This window comes from Paenibacillus sp. FSL H8-0282 (genome assembly GCF_037963825.1).
GTDB lineage: Bacteria > Bacillota > Bacilli > Paenibacillales > Paenibacillaceae > Paenibacillus_AQ > Paenibacillus_AQ odorifer.
In genome coordinates, this window is record NZ_CP150146.1 from 4,844,446 (window position 1) to 4,865,874 (window position 21,429).

Here is a 21,429-nt window from a genome sequence, read left to right on the forward strand (position 1 = left end):
AATCTTACCCCTATTCCAGGCCGTGACGGCGTTTAGCCGCAATCAGCGTGTTGCTCATCAGCATTGTAATAGTCATCGGACCAACCCCGCCTGGAACAGGCGTGATGTATCCGGCAACTTCTTTTGCACTTTCATAATCAACGTCACCTGCGAGTTTACCGTTATCCAGACGGTTCATGCCCACATCGATGACAACAGCACCCGGCTTCACATAGGAAGCATCAATGAAATTAGCTCGTCCGATCGCTACAACCAAAATATCCGCTTGACGGCTAATCTCTTGCATATTAGCTGTACGGGAATGGCACATAGTTACGGTAGCATTTTCGCGTTGCAACAAGAGGGAAACTGGCTTTCCTACAATATTGCTACGACCAATTACAACGGCATGTTTACCTGCCATACCTGTTCCTGTACGTTTGATCAGTTCGATTACTCCTGCAGGAGTACATGGAAGAAGACTGTCGGCACCGATGACCAGGTTGCCTACATTGACAGGGTGAAAGCCGTCTACATCCTTTTCCACGGAGATTGCATCAATAACAGCCTTCTCCTCGATATGCTTAGGCAATGGGAGTTGAACCAGAATTCCGTCGATATCATCGCGTCCGTTTAGCTCTGCTACCAGTGCCAGAAGTTCTTCTTGAGAAGTGGATTCATCCAATTTATGCACTTCCGAATGGAATCCTAAGCTGATACAAGATTTCTCCTTATTGCGAACATAAACCTGAGATCCCGGGTCTTCACCTACTAGAATAACAGCCAAACCGGGCTTTACGCCGCGTTTCGCCAGTTCAGCAACCTCTTGGGCAATGCTAATACGAATTTCCTCGGATACTTGTTTACCACTGATGATTGCTGCTGTCATGTTAGTCTCTCCCCTTTTATATACTTTACTATGGTTTATAAATTAAGAATGGTCAGCTTTAATAGTATCTATCTCTTGGATCATCTTGCCGAGTACTCCGTTAACAAACTTCCCGGAATCATCCGTTCCAAAATGCTTGGCCAAATCGATCGCTTCATTCACCGCAACCTTCGCAGGCACATCATTGGCGAACACCATTTCATACGCTGCTAAACGTAGAATCTGACGATCCACACGTGACAGACGGCTCATTTGCCAGCCCTTCAGGTAATGTTCAAGTATATCGTCGATCGCTACCTTGTGTTCCCATACCCCATTCACATGTTCTACCACATAGTGTTTAAGCTGAATCTCGTCCGTGATTACACGTTCGGTTTCATTCTCTTCTGAAGCTTCCTCGAGCAGCATTTCTACGGCTTCCGCGCTTTCCACATCGTTCATTTCCATCTGATACAGGCTTTGGACAATAATCTCTCTAGCTATACGTCTTTTCATGTGTTCCTCCTAAAATCTTATATCGCATTAAAATATTCACTTGTACTGCATCAACGTCTACGACCCAAATATCGCTTCACACTTATTCATTCTTTCCCTATTCCTGTGAGGATTATTGCACAAAGCGAAGATACCTTCAGAGGAAGCTCGCAAATATACCTATCCCTTGTCGCAAAAAAACCGCAAAGCCTTTCTTCCGGGGGCAACGGACAACACAAACTTACGGTTTCCTGCTCCGGGAAAAAGACTATCGCGGTTCACTTAAAGGGACGCCAGCGTCCGGATAATCGCGAAACCAACTCCTGCCATTGAAACAGGGGCGCTTGCGCGGTATCCTTTCTTTTGCCGAGCGTATATCCGATGAACACTACCAGTGCAAAGAACAGCATATCCCAAAAACCGCAAATTAAATAAATCAAACCCAGACCAATGCCGAAAGTCACTCCGGCGATTCTACCCCCGTGACTTTCCCATACTTCTTTCCAAGACATAAGGGAAACTCACCTCTATTCCACTCGACTTTTGAAGCTTGGAGACTGCGTGAGGTTAGCAATATATACAGACACATCAGCAACCGGAATGCCGGTTGTCTCCTGCACAAAATCATGCACCTGACGTTGTACTTCTGTCGTAAGCAACGGTAATGAATGCTCACCGTCCACTACTGCACGAATTGTAATTTCAAGGCCAGCCTGCGAGACACGAATACGTGACTTGAGATCTCTGATTCCCTTCACTTTACCGGCAGCCTTAAGACTCAGATTCTCAATAGTTTCCATTGAAATCTGGATATCCCCATACTCTGTACGCTGATCGACCGAAGGCAATGAAGCGCGATCACGGCGCAGAGAGATGTAGAAAAATCGGATGCTCAGAAGGAACAAGACAACTGCTACTATTATTGCTGTAATATAAGCTGCTGGTCCATTCTCAATCTCCAAAGTTCTAGGAATCGCACCGCTTAAGAGGAGGATGGCAATAACAGATAGTATTCCGATACTTAAGCTGTAGACAAACAGCAAAAGTCTGTCCAAAATTTTTGCCACGAGTCTCATAACCTCCTTAAATTAGAGTAAACCCTCGACTTTGCTGTCGGGGGTTTATGGAAGAACGATGACTGCTATTTCACACGAAGAATCGTTTCAGTTTCTTCGTTCTTGTCTACAGTGTTGTTGTTCTTGAATTGCACATCATGAATATGCACATTCACTTCCACAACAGTCAGACCAGTCATAGTCTCGATGGAGCGCTTAACATTACGTTGAATTTCAGCAGCCACTTCAGGAAGGCGATTGCCATATTCAATAATTACAGAAACATCCACCGCAGCTTCACGTTGTCCAACCTCTACTTTAACTCCTTTGGACAGATTCTTACGTCCAAGAAGTTCAACAATACCACCGGCGAATCCGCCGCTCATACCTGCTACACCTTTAACCTCAACGGTCGCCAGACCTGCAATAACCTCGATTACTTCAGGAGCAATCTGGATTTCACCGATTTCCGTCCGTTCGTATTCTGTCGGCAATGTACTCATTTTAGACTTCACACCTTTCAAGAAAGATTGTTCATGATTTCAAGCGTAAAGCACGTCTCTTATTAAACATACTATATCATTTGACGAACTTTATGACAAACAAACCGAAGTCGTCCTAAATTTCATACTCTTCAAGAAACTTAATGTCAAAGTTACCATCCAAAAATACAGGATGCTCCAACAGTTTCTGATGGAAAGGGATGGTGGTATGAATGCCTTCCACGGCGAATTCAGCCAAGGCGCGCTTCATCTTCGCAACCGCTTCCTGACGTGTAGGAGCCCAGACAATCAGTTTTGCAATCATAGAATCATAGAAAGGGGAAATCGTATATCCTGGGTACGCCGCACTATCTACACGAACGCCAAGGCCTCCTGGTGGCAAATAAAAGCCGATTTTTCCTGGTGAAGGCATGAAATTACGCTCAGGATCTTCAGCATTTATACGGCATTCAATGGACCAGCCATTAATCACGATATCTTCCTGAGTGAATGACAGCGGATTGCCTTCTGCTACAGAGATCATTTCCTTAATCAAATCCACACCTGTAACCATTTCTGTTACTGGATGTTCAACCTGAATCCGAGTATTCATCTCCATGAAGTAAAACTGTCCGTCCGGTCCAAGCAGGAATTCAAGTGTTCCGGCTCCCGAATAATTCACGGCAAGTGCTGCTCGAACTGCTGCATTACCCATTGCTTCCCGAATTTCCGGTGTGAGCACTGAACAAGGTGCCTCTTCAATCAGCTTTTGGCGACGACGCTGCACGGAGCAGTCCCGTTCACCTAAATGCACTACATTGCCATGTTTATCTGCAATAATCTGAATCTCCACATGCTTCATGCCTGTTAGGAATTTCTCCAGATATACACCAGCGTTACCAAACGCCTTTTGTGCTTCCTGTTGTGCAGCAGTAATCTGCTTCACTAAAGATTCCTCGTCCTCAGCAATCCGTATTCCCTTACCTCCGCCACCTGCAGTAGCCTTAACGATGATTGGGTACCCAATATCGCGGCCCAGCATGACAGCTTCCTCTACATCGCCTACAAGACCATCTGAGCCCGGGATAATCGGAACTCCAGCCAGTTTCATGGTTTCCTTCGCCACAGCCTTGTCACCCATACGGTTTATGGCATCTGGAGAAGGTCCTATGAAGATAATATTGCAAGATTCACAAATCTCTGCAAAATCCGCATTTTCAGCTAAAAATCCATAGCCAGGATGGATGGCATCACATTCCGTTAAGGTGGCTACACTCATAATATTTGTAAAGTTCAGATAGCTGTCCTTGGCCGGCATCGGACCGATGCAGTAAGCTTCATCAGCCAACCGGACATGCAGTGAATCCCGGTCGGGTTCCGAATAGACCGCGACGGTGGAAATGCCCAGTTCACGGCAGGCCCTAATAATGCGGACCGCGATTTCGCCGCGGTTGGCAATCAACACTTTTTGAATGTTCATGCGTTTCCTCCCAAAGTTTTGCGAAGCTTCCGCTCCTTAAGTAGTCTGCGGTATTTATTCCGGTTTAACCAAGAATAGTGGTTGACCGTATTCTACAAGCTGACCGTTCTCAGCAAGCACAGACACGATTTCACCTTTGATCTCCGCTTCCAGCTCATTCATCAGTTTCATCGCCTCAATAATGCAAACCGTTGATTTTTCACTTACACGGTCTCCAACATTAACAAACGAAGGCGTTTCCGGAGAAGCGGCACTATAAAAGGTCCCCACCATTGGAGACACAATTTTATGTAGTTTGCCTTCTGCAGCTGCTTGTGGCTGCTGCGCTGGAGGAACTTCACCTACTACCGGATAGGATACTTGCGGTACGCTCTGCGGCTGCGGGGCAGGCGTAAAGGGATAGGCAGCATAAGGAGTCGCCTGTACTGCTGTTCCATCAGCTTCAGGGCGATCCGGTTTGCGAATTGCAAGCTTCATTCCTTCGCTTTCGATCTCCAACTCATGTACAGAGGAGGTCTGGTCCAGCAATTTAATCAATTCCTTAATTTCGCTCAACTTGAACATATATCAGTTCACTCCTTCAGCTTTCTCTCGAAGCCACTTCTTAAGCGGACAAGATAACTTTATGTATTATATCACAATCGGTAAAAATGGAAAGAGCCCGGGGCAACCCGAGCTCTTTCGTCATTTTTCTTTTAATTTTACAGCTTATTATTGCTCAGAAACGTATTGTACACTAATTTTATCTTGAGATACACTCAGTTCCTTCATTACGAGATCCACGATGCTAACCGCTTGCTTTACATCCAGTTTGTCGCTGAGAACGACTACTTTGTAGCTGTCTCCAGCTTCTTCCTTTACAATCGCTTCTCCATATTTTTGTTGAAGCTGTTCTTCAATACCGGTAATTTTGGATTCTTTTTCTTCAAGATTAAGAAGTTGTTCTTGAGCGACTGCGTTATCAGCAGGTGTTTTATCCATGTCATTAATCAAAGCAAGCAAGTCTTGTTGGTTCTTAAGATTCTTTTGCTCACGTTCATAAAGGTAGTTAGTGAACATGCTGCTCGCCGATACACTTTGAGAAGCTACTTCATCGAGAATTTCTTTGTCATTTTTAGCTGGAGTCTTGGTTGTTGTATTTGCGGCTGTATCTTTAGCAGATGTATCTGTTTTCGCGGCATCTTTAGCAGCAGTGTCGGTTGTTGCCTTCTCTGAGTCACTGCTATTTGCGGCAGCTTTACTGCTATCGTCCTTAGCAGCTGTAGTTGTACTTTCGTCCGTTTTAGCAGTAGTAGTGTTATCATCCGTTTTAGCGGTAGCAGCACTGTCATCCGTTTTGGCGGCAGTAGCGCTGTCGTCCGTAGTAGCGGCGCCAGTAGTGCTATCTACAACGCCTTCATCGGCAACAACATCGCCTTGACTAACAACTTCGTTCACAACAACACCTTTGTCGCCAACCGTTGGCAACGCTGCACCTGCTGTGTCTTTCAGGGAATCAACCTGCATTGTGCCAGCCGTGTCTTTTGGAATCGAAGCACCTGAGTCTTCAGTGAATAAATAATATGCAGAGAGGACCACCATCAAGCTGAGCATAGAAACCAACCATATCGTTTGTCTTTTGCCGTTCATTCCTAATTCCTCCTAAAATTTAATCTAGTGGCTGCTTCGGAAGCACTCACTTATTGACTTTCTCCTGCTACTCTTGTTTGCGTGGTACTACTGAAATGCGCTGGATTGGGACGTTCAAGCCTTTTTCTATAGCCTGCTCGACAAGTCCACGAACAACCTTGTTCTCTGCCCCTTTGGCAACTACCAGTACGCCGCGTACCTGAGGTTTGATCCGCTTCGTCACGATGGGTGTCTCGTCCCCTGATTGCGAGTAGGTTACGATTTCGCCATCCCTCGTATATTGTGTCGTATGACGTTTCCCCCCACTGGCATCCGTCTCTTCACTAAGCTGTTGGGAGTCATTCATATTACGCACCACGACAATTTCTTCTGTAGACTCCACTGTAACCATGATGTCAACTGTACCGACGCCAACGATTTTCTCCAAAATTTCCTTCATCCGGTTCTCCATCGCTAGTTCGATGCTGTCGAACGAATTGGTCGTTGTGGTTGGATCACTCTGCACCAGCGCCGTTTGAGAGGACTGATTCACCGGCGGCTCGCGCCCTGTATTCTCGTTATCAATCCTCTTCACATTGACGAAGGAATTGAATAGCATGATCGCTGCGCCCAGCAGACCCAGAATGATCAGCCAGCGAAAGGTATGGCTTCTCTTCGGACTGCCGGCCCCACCCCCAGCCCACTGCTCAAGCTTTTTCAGCCAATTGCCCACTCCCATCCCTCCTAAAAATTATAGTTTCTTAGAAATATCAAGCTCATGATTTGACGTCACTAGCCAAGCTGCCATCCACCTGAATGACTTTGGGATCCAAATCCCACTTCAGTTCCAGCAGCTTTACAATGGACTCCATTTCACTCGCGGACGCGCTGTCTTCAGCTGCAGTTCCGTTCACTGCTTTATTAGGTTCAGCTGATGATGTTGCTTCACTCTCTACGTTATCTGCCGGATTAGCGCCAATTTTAACTTCTACAGGTGCTACAGGAGAGATTGTAATGGGTGCTGTAGTCGCAGTGCTGGAAGCTCCGGAAGTACCCGGGGAGTTAGCCGTTGTCTGAGGCATAGAGACCCTTACATTGGAAATGACAGGAACGTCTTCGTTACCAGTGCCGCCAGACTTCCCCATGCCCAGCGTTACGGTGACATTAACCCCGCGTTTGCCGGTCTCACTGATAATCTGCTCTTTCATCTGACCCGCCACCTCTTCGGCAGCGAGCTGCAGACTCTGTTCCTGACGGCCTTGTGCAAGCTTTTGCCCATCTGCCAGAATCTGTTCCAAGGATGGGTCTCCCTTCCCTCCGCCAGTGAACAAACCGCCCTCTTTCTCTTGCTGTCCCATAGCGACACTCAGTTCGGAGATTGCATCACCTTTCAGGAGAGAGACGATAGGGCTGAGCATCGTGAGCAGGATTAGGAGACTTAGCACCAATCTTGCATAACGCTCCATGGATTTGCTTGGGAGCAGCAATTCAACAAATGACGCCAACAGCACAACCAGGATGATCTCCCGCAGCCAACCGCCTAACCAGCTCATGGTTTCCCTCCTAAAAGTTTGGTTGCTTCACCTCATCATTACGGTCAAATTGCCCGCAGTCAGCATGATCGTAACCGCCATAAAAAACATTAAGGAAACAGCAGCCAAAGCAGCGAACACGTATACCATGCTTTTTCCAATCGTCTGGAGACAGACCACAATCGGCGTCTCTCCCAGCGGCTGCATCACAGCGGCGGCTATATTGTAGATAAGGGCAAGCACCAGGATTTTGATTGCCGGAAAAGCACACAGGAACAATATGATAATGACACCCGATAACCCGATCGCATTCTTCACCAGCAGTGAAGCTGAGATTACTGTGTCTGTGGCATCCGCGAACATTTTGCCGATGACCGGAACAAAATTCCCTGTAATATATTTAGCGGCCCGAATGGTGACCCCATCCGTTACTGAGCTTGTTATCCCTCGAACGGAAATTACACCTAGGAACACAGTTAGCAGTACACCTAACAATCCAGCACCGATGTTTCGCAGCAGATTAGCCAGCTGGGTTAGTTTATATTTCTCCGACAATGCGCTGACCAGATGCAGCACAGCCGAGAAGAACAGAAGCGGAAAAACAAGGGTGTGGATCATGGTGCCAACCGTATGAATCATAAAAACAATTAACGGATGGGTGACGGAGACCGTAACGATATTCCCCATCGAAGCCAGCAGCGCGAACAGCAGTGGAATCATCGCCATCATGAAATCGATCATCCGATCGATAGCATCCTTTGCATAACCAATAGCGATATTGAAGCTGTTCACGGCAATTACCAGCACCACCATATAACAGAGCGTATAAGCGACCTTACTGACCGTTTTTCGCTCAAAAGCGGTTTGCAGCGTCTCCAGAATCATGCTGAGCACACTGATCATCACAATCGTCACGAGCAGCTTTCCGTTGTACAGTACCTCATGCCACATAAAGCCTAGAAGCCCAGATAACACACCCTTTAAGCTGAGCCCCTTATCTCCCGGAAGCAGCATGTCCATTAGCGTGGGTGTGGCCCCGTCCGGGAAAAAACCACCATAATCCTTCATCAGCTGATCCCAGTACGACTCGACTTTATCTTTGGGTAAATTATTCACCTGGCTCTTGACCCACTGGTCTACCGGGGAGGAACTGCCGGATTCTGGTGTTGAGGAAGCTTGCACACTCTGAGCTGTACCTGCAAACCATAGAATGAAAAAGAATGGAAGCAGCAGCAGTATTATTTTTAGTTTTGGAGGACGGAAAACACTGTGCTCTTGCATAATTTCTCCTCCCGATCCGTTGCTCAGCTCTCTTCACGATTGCTTTAAGCAGGCAGTAGTTTCATGACGGTTTCGATAATGATGCTGATGATGGGTACGGCTAGTACCATAATTAGCACTTTGCCGGCGAGTTCTATTTTGGAAGCAATCGATTCCTGACCGGCATCTCGTACAATCTGTGCACCGAACTCCGCGATATAGGAAATGCCGATGATTTTGAAAACAGTCTTCAAATAAATCATTTCCATCCCCGATGACTCAGCCACCCGCTCCAGTGTAGAGAGGATCATTCCGATCTTGCCGATGAGAAACATAAAAATTAGAATTCCTGTTGTAGTAGCAAGAAGGAAGGCGAACATCGGTTTTTGTTCCTTCAGTACGAGAATCAATATGGTCGATATCAGCCCAATCCCAACAACTTGAATAATCTCCATGGCACGCCTATTGAAAAAGAAAGATCGTTTTTATTTCCTGCAGCAACCCGTCCAGCATACGAATCACCATGAACAGCACGACTACGAACCCGATCACGGTGACCCAATGTGCGAAATCCTCTTTTCCCATCTGTTTGAGCACCGTGTGTATCATGGCGATAATTATGCCAATGCCGGCAATTTGAAAAATCGCATTGACTTCAATATTCATTCCTGGCACCTCGCTAAAAGATCAAAATGACGATCAGTACTCCAAGCAGCAGACCCAGGCTTTTACTTAACTTTTCATATTTGCCTTGATCCTCTCTGGCCACCGACTCCTCCTGCTTCAATTGCTGCAATGCTAACGCGATATGAGTGCTCTGATTCGACCTATCGCTTGTGCCGAGAGTACAGCTGAGCTGGCGAAGAATCTCTCTTTCTGTCCCCTTCATAGCGGTAGACTTCCAATATGCTTCCATCGCCCGCTGGATGGCATCCTGGGCGCTTCTGTCATAGGGAGGGCTCATCTCCTCCGCTGTTTTGACAAACAACGATTTCAGCGGGTCCTTCGACTGATTCCCAATCCGCCGCATGGCTTCCGGCAGTGGGGTGAAGCCGTACATGATCTCTGTTTCCAACCGCTGTAGTGCTGCTATTAAACCTCTGATATGTCTGGGCCTGTCTGCATATTGACGAGCAAACTGGAGACCTGCAAGCGTACCAGCCACCACAATGAGCACAGCACCGAACAGCTTAAGCATGCAAATCACCACCTAGTCGATCCCCGGGAGAGATAAGCAGCATTCCTCTTTTCTGGCCATCCAGAATACGAAACGTGAGGCCTGCTTCTGAACGATGGAGTATGACATATCTCTCGAACATCTTTTGTTCCAGCAGTCCTCCAAGACCCGGCCTACGAGCCAACTCTGTTACATCTTTTCCGTGAGCGGAAGCAATGACAGATATTCCGGCATGCAGGGCCTCGGTAACTGCTTCGGCATCTTCAGGACGCCCAATCTCATCCGCGATTAATACATCTGGCGATAGCGACCGGATCATCATCATCATGCCTTCTGCCTTGGGACAGCCATCAAGAACATCAGTCCGCGGACCCACGTCAAAAGCGGGAACACCACGCCGGCTGCCAGCAATTTCAGACCGTTCGTCAACAATTCCCACCTTCAGCCCCGGTCTAATCCCTTCGCGCTTGCCCAATTCCCCTAAGGAGATTTGTCTTGCAAGATCGCGGAGCAGGGTAGTCTTGCCATGTTGTGGAGGGGAGAGAATCAAGGTGTGCATCATTCGCTGCCGCCCCTTGTCCAGTAAATAAGGCAGCACTCCATCTGCGATTCCAGGTACTTCTCGAGCAATACGGACATTAAAGCCAGTGATATCACGAAGATGCTCTACACCTCCGCCACTCAGTACTGTCCGGCCAGCAAGTCCTATCCGATGACCGCCGGGAATCGTAATAAATCCTTTTCTCAGCTCTTCTTCCATCGTATATAGCGAATGGTTGCTGATCAGGTCTAGCAGTCGATGAGTGTCTTCCCGATCCGGCTTGTAAGCTTCTTCAGGCCTCTGCGTCAAACTGCCATTCACTCTTAGAAAGTGATATTTACCAGAGTAGTTAATTTCCAGCGGACGACCTTCACGGACACGAATCTCCTCCACCATTCCTAGCAGCGGAAGGGGAAGGCACTTTAACAGCGCTCTTACTTTTTCAGGAAACAATTGCAGCCAATCATCTGCCATACAAAGTACCCCCAAGCTGTCCTCTACTTAATTGCTTTATTCCATATTTATGCTTGTACGCGCCCAATATGCCTATCATCTATCATTTTTTCAAAATCCCGATTAAGAGAAAGGCTACACCGCAGCCCACCCAGCCTAATTTGCTCCATGACAGCTGCTGTGCCATCCCAGTCAGACCAATAGCTGTCGTCAATATCAATATGGTCGGGCCTACCAAAGCCAGTCCAGAATTGACAGCCAGCGCCTTATCGACCTGATTTAATCTGAGCATTATCAGCGCAGCTATAATCTCTGCACTGCCCGAGAACAACCGCAGAGTCGCCATCCAGCTTACATACTTGTCCAATCTACTCCACTCCTTTTACTAATTCATTCATACCAAAAGAGATCTGAGGCTTGTTTAGCTTTCTATTATTCATGGATATGCGTGGCTTTTTCACTTTAGACAATGAGAAATGACAGATTTGCAGATCAGACTGTGAAAGAATTCATAGTGAGTGGGTTCATAAATAAATATAATCAGTACGATAAAATAATTTTTACGAACGCCTTCATCTGTGGTATCCTTTTTAATTGGAAATATAGTGAGTTTATATTTTCAAAAAAAGGCAAACTAAAAAGACATAAGAAAAAGAGGGGATTTGTGTCATGCACGTACGAAATTACGGGCTACCGCTCAGCATGCGGTCCGTAGTCAGACCAGTAAGAGAAGCGGCAATCATTATTTTTTCAGCTTTTTTAGTCGCCGCAGGGATGAGATTATTTCTAATTCCTCATCAACTGTTAAGCGGCGGGGTAGCAGGGGTGGCTTCAGTCATCGGGTATGTAACTAATCCGAAGTACATCTCAATCATTTATTTTGCGATAAACCTTCCTGTTCTGATCTGGGGATTTATTGCAGTGGGGAAAAAGTACATCTTACTAAGCATGCTTTCCGTTTTAGCTACCACCTGGTTCATGACAATTATTCCTGCGGTGAAAGTGACCAAAGACCCGATTTTGGCTAGTATTTTTGGCGGCGTAATTATTGCTGGCGGGGTTGGATTTTCTCTCCGTGCCGGGGGTTCATCTGGAGGATTTGATATATTAGGCTCGATTATTACACGTAAGCGGGATATTCCTATTGGGAATGTACTCTTCGTAATGGATGGGATCGTTATTCTGAGTTTAGGCTTCTTTAAAAGCTGGGACTCAGCCTTATACGCTATGCTCTGTATTTTTGTGAAAAGCAGAGTGGTTGATATGATTCATATTCGTCATGTTAAGCTAACCTGCTTCATTGTTACCAAGGAACGGGATAAAATGCTGAATCGTCTTAGAGAGCTGCCTCATGGCATCACAGTAGTCAACGCAGAGGGCGGTTACAGTCACGAGGGCAATACAATGCTGATGACCGTAACGACCCGCTATGAGCTGTCAGAGCTGCGTAAGACTATCCTTGAGACGGATCCAAGCTCTTTCGTCAATGTACTTGAGACTGTTGAAATTCTAGGCCGGTTTAGACGTTTAGGATAAATACCCATATAGATGTAAAAAGGAACGCTGCATTCAAACCTGCAGCGTTCCTTTTCATTTATTGCTGATGCCCAAAAAGGAGACCCCGTAGCTAAATAGCTGTAGGATCTCCCTTTTTATTGATTGAACGGCTCTTAACGACGATCCTTAGGACCACCAACAAAGGCCTGCTCAGTTGTATCCAGATTATAAGCGGTGTGAAGCGCCTGAATGATCGATGGCAAATTGCCGGATTCGATTACACAAGAAACCTTAATCTCAGACGTGCTGACCATCTTAATGCTTACGCCCTCTTGGGAGAGCACATCAAACATTTGAGCCGCAACACCAGGATGGCTAACCATACCCGCGCCAACAATAGAAACCTTAACGAGGTTATCCTCGGACGTTACTTCACGGTAAGGTAAAGTTTTATGGATTTCTTTAATTACTTCCTTCGCACGGTCCAGTTCATCAAGTGAAACTGTAAATGAGAAGTCAGCCTGCTCATTCTGCACACCACTTTGTACAATGATATCTACGTTTACGCCTTCTTCAGCCAGCTTGCCGAAGACTTGAGCGAGTACACCCGGTACATCAGGTACTCCTAGAATACTGACACGTGCTACATTCTTATCATAAGCAATCCCACTAACTACGACTCCTTGCTCCATGCTTGCTTCCTCCTTCACAACAGTACCTTCATTATGATTAAAGCTCGATCTAACGACCAGCTTAACTTGATGACGCTTAGCATACTCCACTGCACGCGGATGTAGTACCGCCGCTCCCAGATTGGCAAGCTCTAGCATCTCATCGTATGAGATTTCGTTCAGCTTGCGGGCTGTTTTCACAATGCGTGGATCTGTAGAATAGATACCATCAACGTCGGTATAAATCTCACATACATCTGCTTGAATAGCAGCCGCAAGGGCTACAGCTGTCGTGTCCGATCCTCCGCGGCCCAGGGTAGTGATCTCACCATCCAAAGTCATCCCTTGGAAACCGGCAACGATAACGATCTGTTCGCGTTCCAAAGACGCTACTACACGGTGTGGATCAATATCATTGATACGAGCTCTACCGTGGGTTTCGTCTGTACGGAACCCGGCCTGCCATCCTGTATAAGATACTGCATTCCGCCCGATCCCATGAAGAGCTATGGACAAAAGAGCAACGGAAATCTGCTCTCCTGTTGTCATCAGCATATCCATTTCACGTGCAGGCGGCTGCCCGTTTAATTGCTTCGCCGTATCGATCAAATCATCTGTTGTATCCCCCATAGCAGATACAACTACAACGCAGCGATGTCCCTCATCCTGCTTGTCTGCGATGCGCTTGGCAACACGTTGCATGCGTTCTGTGTCGCCGACGGAGCTGCCTCCGAATTTCATAACATAAAGTGACAAAGTCCCACTCACTCCCCATATCGGTCTATGTAGTTGCTTCTAATCGGTTTCCCGCTTTAAACCAGTATAATACGAAAATAGCGTAATGCGTTAATGATTTCATTAAAAAATTATTGATTTTCCAGAAGCTAACAAAAAGATAAGGTCAGCTTCAAGACACTAGCTGACCTCATTTCACTCGTCTTCCAGTTTTTTATTGAGAAGCTGGTCGATAAGTCAGGGCCATCACTCCAGAACTGAATCTTTTGGAGTCCACTAGCTCCAACGTCTTCTCTTCACCAACGTTATCGAACAGGCGCTGACCGCTACCCAGCAGAATCGGGAAGACCAGAAGCTGATATTCATCGACAAGGCCAAGCTGCATCAGGCTCTGCGCAAGCGTACGACTGCCAAAAACGAGAATATCTCTCCCCGGCTGCTCCTTCAGCTTGGACACCTCCTGAGCAAGATCGCCCTTGATCAAGCTTGAATTGCTCCATGTTGTTTCTTCGAGAGTTGTGGAGACTACGTACTTAGCGTATCCATTCATCATTTCACCGTACTCACCTGTCTGCTCAACCATATTTGGCCAAGCCTCTGCAAAACCTTCGTAGGTTGTCCGTCCTAACATTAGAGCGTCAGCAGCTTTCAGTTCAGCAAACTTGAAATGCTCCTGTTCTTCACTTCCGAATGAGAAGGTCCATTGTGGATTTTCCATAACACCATCAAGGGATATGAACTCAGATATAATTAATTTTCTCATATGCGCCTCCTTCTGATCCTTTAATTCGTAAGTATAACATTCTCACCCATACTGTTCCTCATGCATCCTCGTTTATATACCAAAAACCCCCCACCGTAATAACGGGGGAGGCTGATTGGTTATAAGTTCGGCAAGTATGATGCTTCCTACGCGCGGGAGATATATTTACCTTCGCGAGTATCAATAAGCAGCACATCTCCTTCATTGATGAACAGAGGAACTTGTACAGAATGACCTGTTTCAAGCTTGGCCGATTTAGTAGCGCCTTGAGCAGTATTACCCTTCACACCTGGCTCAGTTTCAACAACCTTCAGCTCTACGCTGGTAGGCAGGTTAATCCCAAGGATTTCACCTTGGTAACTGATGATGTTTACAGTCATGTTCTCTTTAAGGAAGTTCAATTCCCATTCAAGCTGCTTGCTGGACAATTCGAATTGGTCATAAGTTTCGTTGTCCATGAAAGCATGCTCCGATCCGCTTGCATACAAATATTGCACGCCACGGTTCTCAATAATAGCACGGCCAATAGTTTCACCAGCACGGAAAGTACGCTCAACAGTGTTACCATTGCGCAGGTTTTTCAGCTTAGAGCGAACGAACGCTGCACCTTTACCTGGTTTAACGTGCTGGAAATCAAGAACGGTAAAAATATCACCGTCCACCTCTACGGTCAAGCCTGTCTTAAAATCGTTTACTGAAATCACTAAAAATCCCTCCTGAATTCGATAATTAAACTACTACTTTTCTTACTTACAGTACTGTATATTCTTTGGACGAATGGGTCAGCAGCGATATTCCGCTCTCGGTGATCACAATATCGTCTTCAATACGTACTCCGCCAATCCCCGGCAAATAGATACCTGGTTCTACAGTAACGACCATTCCCGGCTGCATGATATCGTCACTCAGCTTGGACAAACGCGGCCATTCATGAACTTCCATTCCAAGTCCATGACCCGTGCTATGTCCAAATTGATCACCATATCCGTAGCTAGCGATGATATCACGTGCCAGTGCATCACATTCCCGTCCAGTCATACCCGGTTTGATATGTGCCAACGTATGTAGCTGAGCTTCCAGCACAATATCATAGATTTCTTTCAGCTTCGGATCTGGAGCTCCGAGTGCAATGGTACGAGTCACATCTGAGCAGTATCCATCGAGTAATGCACCGAAATCAAGCGTAATAAATTCATTACCTTGAATTACACGGCTGCTTGCTACGCCATGCGGCATGGACGAACGTTCACCTGAAGCAACAATCGTATCAAACGATGACGCAGTTGCCCCGTGGGTACGCATATAGAATTCCATTTCCAAATCGACGTCTCTTTCAGTCATGCCTGGTTTGATCACATTCAGAATATGATTGAATGTAGCATCAGCCAGATCAGCTGCACGTTGCATAACAGCAAGCTCTTCAGCATCCTTGAACATACGGAGGTCTTCCACGGCTTTGGAAACTGGAACTAACACTGCCGGCTTAAGGGCTTCCGCATATGAGGTATAAGCGCTGAATGAGACATCATCCTGTTCGAAACCAACACGTACCTCACTGCCTGTTGGCAGCAACTCGCGTACTGTATCAATAAATTTAGGACCATGCTCTACAACCTTAACTCCTACCGCTTGATCCGCAGCCTGTGTCATGTACCTGAAGTCAGTTAGCAGATAACAATCATCGCTTGTCACCAATACATAACCGGACGATCCGGTAAATCCACTTAAATAGCGGCGGTTATAACCGCTGGTTATCAACATTGCTTCCAATCCTTTATCCTGCAAAACCTTACGCAGCTTGGAGACGCGCTCGTTACCCATTTTCATTCTCCTCTCGAAATAGCCACATTGTATTTTAACATAGGGATATCCCCTTGAGAAGTTTTTTCGAGCCGTTAGGCAAGTGCAGTCGCTTGCTCACGCTTTCGTTCGTCGGTATACTCAATCGCCGCTGTGTATCCAATGAACATCCCCCAAAGTAAAAAAAGGCAGAACTCACTAATCACAGTGTTCCACGGCAGCTTAAAAGGCGGCTGCATAAGAAACATTTGCGAGCCGGGAATAAATATAACTACCCACCACAAAACACCATAAACCAATCCTGGCCAAGGTCCCTTCAGCTTGCGCAGAATAAGCACATATAGCAGTGAGGCTATCACTGAAAATAAGATGAAAAACAAATAACCCACGAGATGTCCATACATTGTTGTCAGAAAAGTATGTTTAAAAAACGGCTCTGCTAAATAACCGGGACTAACCTTGGTAAAGCTGAACCAGTAGATTAACCAGTGCAGCCCTCCCCAAATCAAACCTGCGAAAAAACCTAATTCGAGCGCAAAAAACCAAATATTAGTATGATCTGATTGTTGTTGATGTGATTTGCTCATAGAATTGCCTCTCTTTCCGTATTTTTAATAACGATTTGTCTCTCCTTGTCCATATAAGGTAGTATGTGCAGCAAAAGGCGATCCAACTAGTAATGTCTTCAAAAATTAGTTACAATGTATTATATAAATCATATTAATTACGGGAAGGTGAATTGGTTGTCCCAGGAAACTCCCAGCTATGGCGGCCAAGCCGTCATTGAAGGCGTCATGTTCGGCGGCAAGCATATTAATGTAACAGCCGTGCGACGAAAGAATCAGGAGATTACATTTTTGGAGGTGCCAAGAAGCGATAAGAGCTGGGTCACTAAACTGCGCAAGATTCCGCTGCTTCGCGGCCTTGTCAGTATTATAGATGCCAGCGCCAAAGGCTCTAAGCACTTGAACTATTCGGCTGAATCCTATGCCGAAGATGAATTGGAACCCGAAGAACTGGCGAAAGAGAAAGCTAAGCCGAAGAAAAAGGACGAAGGCTGGAGCCTCGGAATGATTTTTGGCGTTGCTGTAATGGGTATTCTCTCCTTCTTATTCGGAAAGCTCATTTTTACGCTTGTACCAGTATTTGTCGAAGATTTTTTATTCAAGAATGCATTTGATAACTATGTACTGCACAACCTCATAGAAGGCGGCATTAAAATGGTTCTCTTGCTGGTCTATTTATGGGCGATTTCGCAAACACCTGTGATCAAGCGGCTATTCCAGTATCACGGTGCGGAACACAAAGTCATCAGCGCCTTTGAAGCAGGTGAAGAGCTGACTGTCCAGAACGTTCAGAAATACAGCCGTCTGCATTACCGCTGCGGAAGCAGTTTTATGATGCTGACGATTATCCTCGGCGTTATTATTTACTCCGTAGTACCCTGGGATAATCTTTGGGAACGTGTGATCCAACGGATTATTCTGCTGCCTGTCGTAATCGGTGTTTCGTTTGAGGTTCTGAAGGGTACCAACGCAGTAAGAGAAATTCCAGGTCTCAAATACTTGGGATACCCTGGACTATGGCTGCAGCTGCTCACTACCAAAGAACCAAAGGATGATCAGGTAGAAGTATCCATCGCCTCTTTCAATCGTATGCGTGAGCTTGATGCAGAGATTGAAGCCAGAGGATATACGGAGGCAAGTGTGTCAGGCGGCATATTGGATCCTGCGAAAGGATGAGTGTCCTATGATCAGGCATGCTTTAATTTTTTGGATTTCAGTAATTCTTGCAATATTCGGTTTTGTGATTGGAGTCTTGACTGAGCCTTTCTATACGCTGTCGAAGCTGATTCTCCCCTTAGTACTGTTAGTGATTATCTATTATGCTTACAAAATGGGACCAGGGAAATACGCTCGCAGCAGTAATGGATCTAGAATCAAAGTCAAACCTTCGCAGAAAACCATGACCAAGGTTGCTGGGATTCGCAAGACACAAGCAGCACCGGGCAAACGTAAAAGTTATCCCTTCCAAGTCATCGAAGGAAATAAAGGGAAAAACGATGATCAGCTTCCGAAGTACCATTAACTAAATAAAAACAAACACCAAAAAGCATCTCCACGTTTCAAAATAACGTGTGGGATGCTTTTTTTCTGATATTATAAAGCTTGCTTTTTATCTGGGGCGCCACTCCTTAAAGAAGTCTTCCCCTGCCTTCAGTCCGGCGGCATACAATTCGTCGCTTTGCATCTTCGTAATATTAAATTGGGTCGTGCCTATACCAAGCGTTGGGATGGTTACCGTGCGGACATATTTATCATCTTCAATATATTTCTCATCATGAGCAGACAGCATGGTGCTTACCATAGCTTGCAGCATACTGAACGGCCCCCTAATCCTGTGGGGCTGCGGGTCGGTTTTACCTACTGTTTGATACCCTACCGTAGGGATTCTTCTCCCCGGCACTTTACTATTCTCATTCATCCCGTCAAATAGCCATAAAGGAAAATTGCTTAATAACCCTCCATCCACAACGTATACAAATTGCTCAATAAAAGACTTCCCTCTAGCAGATTGTCCATTTAACCTGAGCATCACTGGATCAAAAAAATAAGGAATACTGCAGCTCATGCGCACAGCCTTAGCCACCTCAAAATGTTCAGGAGAGATTCCATACTGTTCTAACCCATCTGGTAAGACCAATATCCGGCCATTGGTAATGTCGGAAGCAATTATAGATAGTTTGCCTGGAGGCAGATCACGAAAAGTGATAATTCCCTTTTTTAGCAAAAGCGATCTCATCCACGATTCCAAGGCTTCACCCGAATACAATCCCTTCTTCAATAACACTCGCAGTGCAGGACCTACCCAAGCCGTATTATAGATGGGAGCTCGCTTCATAAACGATGAAAAAGAAGTTCCTTGGATCATCCGACTCATTTCCTCACCTTCATAACCCGCAGCCAGTAAAGTCGCTACAATTGCGCCTGAGGAGGTGCCAGCGACCTTTTTAAAGGTTCGCCCCGCCCTTTCCGTGGCTTCAACTGCTCCAGCGAGAGAAATCCCTTTTACTCCCCCTCCTTCAAACACAGCGTTAATCTCCATACACAAAAACCCCCCGTTTCCCATAGATTCTATTGCTTATCTATGAGCACGGGGGAGCATTCATGACTCCTTATCTAGAACAGTTATCTTATTTGGACTGAAAATAAAAGGTCAGCAAATTTGATAATCCAAACGGATTGCGGACAACAATGTCATTTGCTCTGAACATAATACTGCCTGCAACCTCTTTATATTTCTCATTATACTTAAGCTGGTTGATGATTTGGTCGCCACTTTGCCATTCTGCTTTCTGGTCACTTGCTCCAACCTTATAAGCAGCTTGTCCAATATAGAGCTTAACATTCGTATTCTCTACCTCTTTAACCCACCAATCTACTAGCTTATCGTAACGGGCAGTACTAAAGGACAGACTCCAATAAATTTGCGGTGCGACATAGTCAATCCAGCCTTGCTTGATCCATGTCCGAACATCGGCGTACATATCGTCATAAGCGGTAACTCCAGCTGTGGTATCCGAACCTGTGCTGTCTTTTTTGATATTACGCCATACACCAAACGGACTAATTCCATAAGAAACCTTCGGTTTCACCTTATGAATCTGTTCTCCCAATTGACGGACGAATTCATTAATATTATCGCGGCGCCAATCCGCCTTAGAAGACAGGTTCTTCGTGTTATAAGTCTTATAAGCAGTATCATCGGCAAAAGATACACCTGAAGGATAGAAATAATCATCCAAATGGACACCATCTACATCATAGCCTTTGACGACCTCCAACACTGTATCGATAATGTGCTGGCGGGCTGCTGGGATCCCTGGATTGATGTATTTTTTACCTCCTGCGTCTACAATCCATTCCGGATTTGACTTAGCCACATGATTACTTGCTAATGCGGATGTAGAAGCATCCGTTGTCGCGCGGAATGGGTTGAACCATGCATGGAACTGCATACCGCGTGAATGTGCAGCGCTGACCATATAGCTCAACGGGTCATAACCCGGATTTTTTCCTTGTGTGCCGGTCAGCACCTTAGACCAAGGAACTAGAACAGAAGGGTACAGGCTGTCTGCTGAGGTTCTAACCTGTACAAAAACAGCATTAAAACCAACAGCTTTTAGCTTGTCCAGCAGATTATCAAATTCTTGTTTTTGTTTCGCTTCGTTACCTGCAGAAGCTACTGAAGGCCAGTCCAGATTAAATACTGTAGAGATCCAGGCTCCCTTCATCTCCTTGTTAGCCGACGCACCAGGAATACTTGGAACTGTTGGCGAGGTCGGTTTTGGAGTCGCTGTAGGGGTTGGGGTCGGCGTAACGACTGGAGTCGCTGTAGGTACTGCTGGTGTTTCCGGATCAGCAGCCTGCGGCGGCTCTGTATTAGAGTACAAAGAAATATGTTTGGTAGCCTGATCCCAGATAACCTGTAACCCCAATTGCTCACTTACAAAACGAAGCGGCACCATAACCCGTCCCTGCTTAATCTGTACTGAGGTGTCGAGGGCTACAGAAGCATTATTAACTAATGCACTTTTCTGGCCACTGGTCAGCTTGATCTCTGTATCTCCTTGCGTGATTGTTACTGTCTTACTGCTTTGATTCCAAACTACTCCAGCATTCAACCCTTTACTAATGACGCTAATTGGCACCATCGTTACATTCGAAGCTGTGATATACGGCGGCACATCGCTTGCCAGCGCCTCGCCATCCAGTTCAATGGTAATCTGCACAGCTGCCGCACGTGCCCCAGGAGACCATAAAGGCAGAAACAATACTAATACTAGCAATCCCAACATCCATTTACGATAATTCATAATTCCTCCCCAAATCTAAAATAATATGTATCCTATAAAAAAAAGAAAAAACGGATCAATCCTCCAAGTTGATGTACCGATTCCACCCTTCAAAAGAGTGGTATCAGTCTCAGCCAGAAAAAGGACTTATCCGTTTTGACGCTAAAAACTGGGAAAG

26 protein-coding genes are annotated in these 21,429 nt (G+C 46.0%); 3 read left to right on the forward strand and 23 right to left on the reverse strand.

What is annotated here, in order from left to right; genetic code table 11:
* Positions 1 to 10: 10 nt before the first annotated feature.
* From folD to NST94_RS21105, 16 genes are all read right to left on the reverse strand, one after another.
* The gene (gene folD, locus NST94_RS21030; RefSeq protein WP_036682821.1) at positions 11 to 868 is read right to left on the reverse strand and encodes a bifunctional methylenetetrahydrofolate dehydrogenase/methenyltetrahydrofolate cyclohydrolase FolD; all 858 of its coding nucleotides are present in this window, start codon (positions 866 to 868) and stop codon (positions 11 to 13) included.
* 42 nt (positions 869 to 910) lie between these two features.
* On the reverse strand, positions 911 to 1,363 hold the full coding sequence (gene nusB, locus NST94_RS21035; protein ID WP_036682824.1) for a transcription antitermination factor NusB: 453 nt from the start codon (positions 1,361 to 1,363) through the stop codon (positions 911 to 913).
* A gap of 257 nt (positions 1,364 to 1,620) precedes the next feature.
* Positions 1,621 to 1,854 (reverse strand): DUF2273 domain-containing protein, encoded by a 234-nt coding sequence (locus NST94_RS21040; protein WP_036682825.1) that lies wholly within the window; start codon positions 1,852 to 1,854, stop codon positions 1,621 to 1,623.
* Between the two features lie 15 nt (positions 1,855 to 1,869).
* The gene (amaP, locus tag NST94_RS21045; protein ID WP_036682827.1) at positions 1,870 to 2,409 is read right to left on the reverse strand and encodes an alkaline shock response membrane anchor protein AmaP; all 540 of its coding nucleotides are present in this window, start codon (positions 2,407 to 2,409) and stop codon (positions 1,870 to 1,872) included.
* A gap of 74 nt (positions 2,410 to 2,483) precedes the next feature.
* The gene (locus NST94_RS21050; protein ID WP_076129649.1) at positions 2,484 to 2,900 is read right to left on the reverse strand and encodes an Asp23/Gls24 family envelope stress response protein; all 417 of its coding nucleotides are present in this window, start codon (positions 2,898 to 2,900) and stop codon (positions 2,484 to 2,486) included.
* 115 nt (positions 2,901 to 3,015) lie between these two features.
* Positions 3,016 to 4,359 carry an acetyl-CoA carboxylase biotin carboxylase subunit gene (accC, locus tag NST94_RS21055; RefSeq protein WP_076129648.1) on the reverse strand — a complete coding sequence of 448 codons (1,344 nt, stop codon included), beginning with the start codon at positions 4,357 to 4,359 and terminating at the stop codon, positions 3,016 to 3,018.
* Between the two features lie 54 nt (positions 4,360 to 4,413).
* On the reverse strand, positions 4,414 to 4,923 hold the full coding sequence (gene accB, locus NST94_RS21060; RefSeq protein WP_076098642.1) for an acetyl-CoA carboxylase biotin carboxyl carrier protein: 510 nt from the start codon (positions 4,921 to 4,923) through the stop codon (positions 4,414 to 4,416).
* A gap of 147 nt (positions 4,924 to 5,070) precedes the next feature.
* On the reverse strand, positions 5,071 to 5,988 hold the full coding sequence (locus NST94_RS21065) for a SpoIIIAH-like family protein (protein ID WP_339244300.1): 918 nt from the start codon (positions 5,986 to 5,988) through the stop codon (positions 5,071 to 5,073).
* Positions 5,989 to 6,055: 67 nt separating this feature from the next.
* Entirely contained in the window at positions 6,056 to 6,700 is a 645-nt protein-coding gene (gene spoIIIAG, locus NST94_RS21070) for a stage III sporulation protein AG (RefSeq protein WP_076134498.1), read from the reverse strand.
* Positions 6,701 to 6,743: 43 nt separating this feature from the next.
* Complete coding sequence (gene spoIIIAF, locus NST94_RS21075) at positions 6,744 to 7,520, reverse strand: stage III sporulation protein AF (protein ID WP_248548418.1); 777 nt, start codon at positions 7,518 to 7,520, stop codon at positions 6,744 to 6,746.
* A 27-nt stretch (positions 7,521 to 7,547) separates the two neighbouring features.
* A complete protein-coding gene (spoIIIAE, locus tag NST94_RS21080) occupies positions 7,548 to 8,780 on the reverse strand; it encodes a stage III sporulation protein AE (RefSeq protein WP_076218779.1) in 1,233 nt (410 codons plus the stop codon).
* Between the two features lie 44 nt (positions 8,781 to 8,824).
* Entirely contained in the window at positions 8,825 to 9,214 is a 390-nt protein-coding gene (gene spoIIIAD / locus NST94_RS21085; protein WP_036682847.1) for a stage III sporulation protein AD, read from the reverse strand.
* Positions 9,215 to 9,221: 7 nt separating this feature from the next.
* On the reverse strand, positions 9,222 to 9,425 hold the full coding sequence (gene spoIIIAC / locus NST94_RS21090; RefSeq protein WP_036682849.1) for a stage III sporulation protein AC: 204 nt from the start codon (positions 9,423 to 9,425) through the stop codon (positions 9,222 to 9,224).
* A 13-nt stretch (positions 9,426 to 9,438) separates the two neighbouring features.
* On the reverse strand, positions 9,439 to 9,957 hold the full coding sequence (gene spoIIIAB / locus NST94_RS21095) for a stage III sporulation protein SpoIIIAB (protein ID WP_076104383.1): 519 nt from the start codon (positions 9,955 to 9,957) through the stop codon (positions 9,439 to 9,441).
* Entirely contained in the window at positions 9,950 to 10,951 is a 1,002-nt protein-coding gene (gene spoIIIAA / locus NST94_RS21100) for a stage III sporulation protein AA (protein WP_076129644.1), read from the reverse strand. Before spoIIIAA ends, spoIIIAB begins: the two co-directional genes overlap by 8 nt.
* Positions 10,952 to 11,033: 82 nt before the next feature.
* Positions 11,034 to 11,276 (reverse strand): YqhV family protein, encoded by a 243-nt coding sequence (locus tag NST94_RS21105; RefSeq protein WP_036683194.1) that lies wholly within the window; start codon positions 11,274 to 11,276, stop codon positions 11,034 to 11,036.
* Between the two features lie 323 nt (positions 11,277 to 11,599).
* Here NST94_RS21105 and NST94_RS21110 point away from each other — a divergent pair, with 323 nt between their 5' ends.
* A complete protein-coding gene (locus NST94_RS21110; protein WP_081382367.1) occupies positions 11,600 to 12,466 on the forward strand; it encodes a YitT family protein in 867 nt (288 codons plus the stop codon).
* Positions 12,467 to 12,600: 134 nt separating this feature from the next.
* Here NST94_RS21110 and NST94_RS21115 read toward each other — a convergent pair whose 3' ends face one another.
* From NST94_RS21115 to NST94_RS21135, 5 genes are all read right to left on the reverse strand, one after another.
* Positions 12,601 to 13,854, reverse strand: coding sequence for an aspartate kinase (locus tag NST94_RS21115; protein WP_036682855.1), 1,254 nt, complete (start codon positions 13,852 to 13,854; stop codon positions 12,601 to 12,603).
* Between the two features lie 193 nt (positions 13,855 to 14,047).
* Positions 14,048 to 14,596, reverse strand: a complete 549-nt coding sequence (locus tag NST94_RS21120; protein ID WP_076193103.1) for a dihydrofolate reductase family protein — start codon at positions 14,594 to 14,596, stop codon at positions 14,048 to 14,050.
* A gap of 146 nt (positions 14,597 to 14,742) precedes the next feature.
* A complete protein-coding gene (efp, locus tag NST94_RS21125; RefSeq protein WP_038572538.1) occupies positions 14,743 to 15,300 on the reverse strand; it encodes an elongation factor P in 558 nt (185 codons plus the stop codon).
* A gap of 46 nt (positions 15,301 to 15,346) precedes the next feature.
* Entirely contained in the window at positions 15,347 to 16,417 is a 1,071-nt protein-coding gene (locus NST94_RS21130) for a Xaa-Pro peptidase family protein (protein WP_036682862.1), read from the reverse strand.
* Positions 16,418 to 16,491: 74 nt separating this feature from the next.
* Entirely contained in the window at positions 16,492 to 16,983 is a 492-nt protein-coding gene (locus tag NST94_RS21135) for a YqhR family membrane protein (protein ID WP_036682865.1), read from the reverse strand.
* A gap of 156 nt (positions 16,984 to 17,139) precedes the next feature.
* On the opposite strand from NST94_RS21135, the gene NST94_RS21140 reads away from it, so the two are divergent.
* Positions 17,140 to 18,138 carry a DUF1385 domain-containing protein gene (locus tag NST94_RS21140; protein ID WP_036682868.1) on the forward strand — a complete coding sequence of 333 codons (999 nt, stop codon included), beginning with the start codon at positions 17,140 to 17,142 and terminating at the stop codon, positions 18,136 to 18,138.
* A 7-nt stretch (positions 18,139 to 18,145) separates the two neighbouring features.
* Positions 18,146 to 18,484, forward strand: coding sequence for a hypothetical protein (locus NST94_RS21145; protein WP_076193100.1), 339 nt, complete (start codon positions 18,146 to 18,148; stop codon positions 18,482 to 18,484).
* A gap of 87 nt (positions 18,485 to 18,571) precedes the next feature.
* Here the strand turns inward: NST94_RS21145 and NST94_RS21150 are convergent, their stop codons facing one another.
* Together NST94_RS21150 and NST94_RS21155 are read right to left on the reverse strand one after the other, a co-directional pair.
* Positions 18,572 to 19,501: a patatin-like phospholipase family protein gene (locus NST94_RS21150; RefSeq protein WP_076193098.1), complete on the reverse strand. Its 930-nt coding sequence runs from the start codon at positions 19,499 to 19,501 to the stop codon at positions 18,572 to 18,574.
* Between the two features lie 88 nt (positions 19,502 to 19,589).
* Complete coding sequence (locus tag NST94_RS21155) at positions 19,590 to 21,272, reverse strand: family 10 glycosylhydrolase (protein WP_076193095.1); 1,683 nt, start codon at positions 21,270 to 21,272, stop codon at positions 19,590 to 19,592.
* Positions 21,273 to 21,429: the final 157 nt, after the last annotated feature.

Coding starts and splice junctions, on each gene's coding strand:
- NST94_RS21130 (WP_036682862.1), bottom strand. CDS start 16,417: ATGGGTAACGAGCGCGTCTCCAAGCTGCGTAAGGTTTTGCAGGATAAA.
- spoIIIAE (WP_076218779.1), bottom strand. CDS start 8,780: ATGCAAGAGCACAGTGTTTTCCGTCCTCCAAAACTAAAAATAATACTG.
- NST94_RS21065 (WP_339244300.1), bottom strand. CDS start 5,988: ATGAACGGCAAAAGACAAACGATATGGTTGGTTTCTATGCTCAGCTTG.
- spoIIIAA (WP_076129644.1), bottom strand. CDS start 10,951: ATGGCAGATGATTGGCTGCAATTGTTTCCTGAAAAAGTAAGAGCGCTG.
- NST94_RS21135 (WP_036682865.1), bottom strand. CDS start 16,983: ATGAGCAAATCACATCAACAACAATCAGATCATACTAATATTTGGTTT.
- NST94_RS21150 (WP_076193098.1), bottom strand. CDS start 19,501: ATGGAGATTAACGCTGTGTTTGAAGGAGGGGGAGTAAAAGGGATTTCT.
- nusB (WP_036682824.1), bottom strand. CDS start 1,363: ATGAAAAGACGTATAGCTAGAGAGATTATTGTCCAAAGCCTGTATCAG.
- accC (WP_076129648.1), bottom strand. CDS start 4,359: ATGAACATTCAAAAAGTGTTGATTGCCAACCGCGGCGAAATCGCGGTC.
- NST94_RS21120 (WP_076193103.1), bottom strand. CDS start 14,596: ATGAGAAAATTAATTATATCTGAGTTCATATCCCTTGATGGTGTTATG.
- NST94_RS21105 (WP_036683194.1), bottom strand. CDS start 11,276: ATGGCGACTCTGCGGTTGTTCTCGGGCAGTGCAGAGATTATAGCTGCG.
- accB (WP_076098642.1), bottom strand. CDS start 4,923: ATGTTCAAGTTGAGCGAAATTAAGGAATTGATTAAATTGCTGGACCAG.
- spoIIIAD (WP_036682847.1), bottom strand. CDS start 9,214: ATGGAGATTATTCAAGTTGTTGGGATTGGGCTGATATCGACCATATTG.
- folD (WP_036682821.1), bottom strand. CDS start 868: ATGACAGCAGCAATCATCAGTGGTAAACAAGTATCCGAGGAAATTCGT.
- NST94_RS21040 (WP_036682825.1), bottom strand. CDS start 1,854: ATGTCTTGGAAAGAAGTATGGGAAAGTCACGGGGGTAGAATCGCCGGA.
- NST94_RS21050 (WP_076129649.1), bottom strand. CDS start 2,900: ATGAGTACATTGCCGACAGAATACGAACGGACGGAAATCGGTGAAATC.
- spoIIIAC (WP_036682849.1), bottom strand. CDS start 9,425: ATGAATATTGAAGTCAATGCGATTTTTCAAATTGCCGGCATTGGCATA.
- NST94_RS21155 (WP_076193095.1), bottom strand. CDS start 21,272: ATGAATTATCGTAAATGGATGTTGGGATTGCTAGTATTAGTATTGTTT.
- spoIIIAB (WP_076104383.1), bottom strand. CDS start 9,957: ATGCTTAAGCTGTTCGGTGCTGTGCTCATTGTGGTGGCTGGTACGCTT.
- NST94_RS21145 (WP_076193100.1), top strand. CDS start 18,146: ATGATCAGGCATGCTTTAATTTTTTGGATTTCAGTAATTCTTGCAATA.
- spoIIIAF (WP_248548418.1), bottom strand. CDS start 7,520: ATGAGCTGGTTAGGCGGTTGGCTGCGGGAGATCATCCTGGTTGTGCTG.
- NST94_RS21110 (WP_081382367.1), top strand. CDS start 11,600: ATGCACGTACGAAATTACGGGCTACCGCTCAGCATGCGGTCCGTAGTC.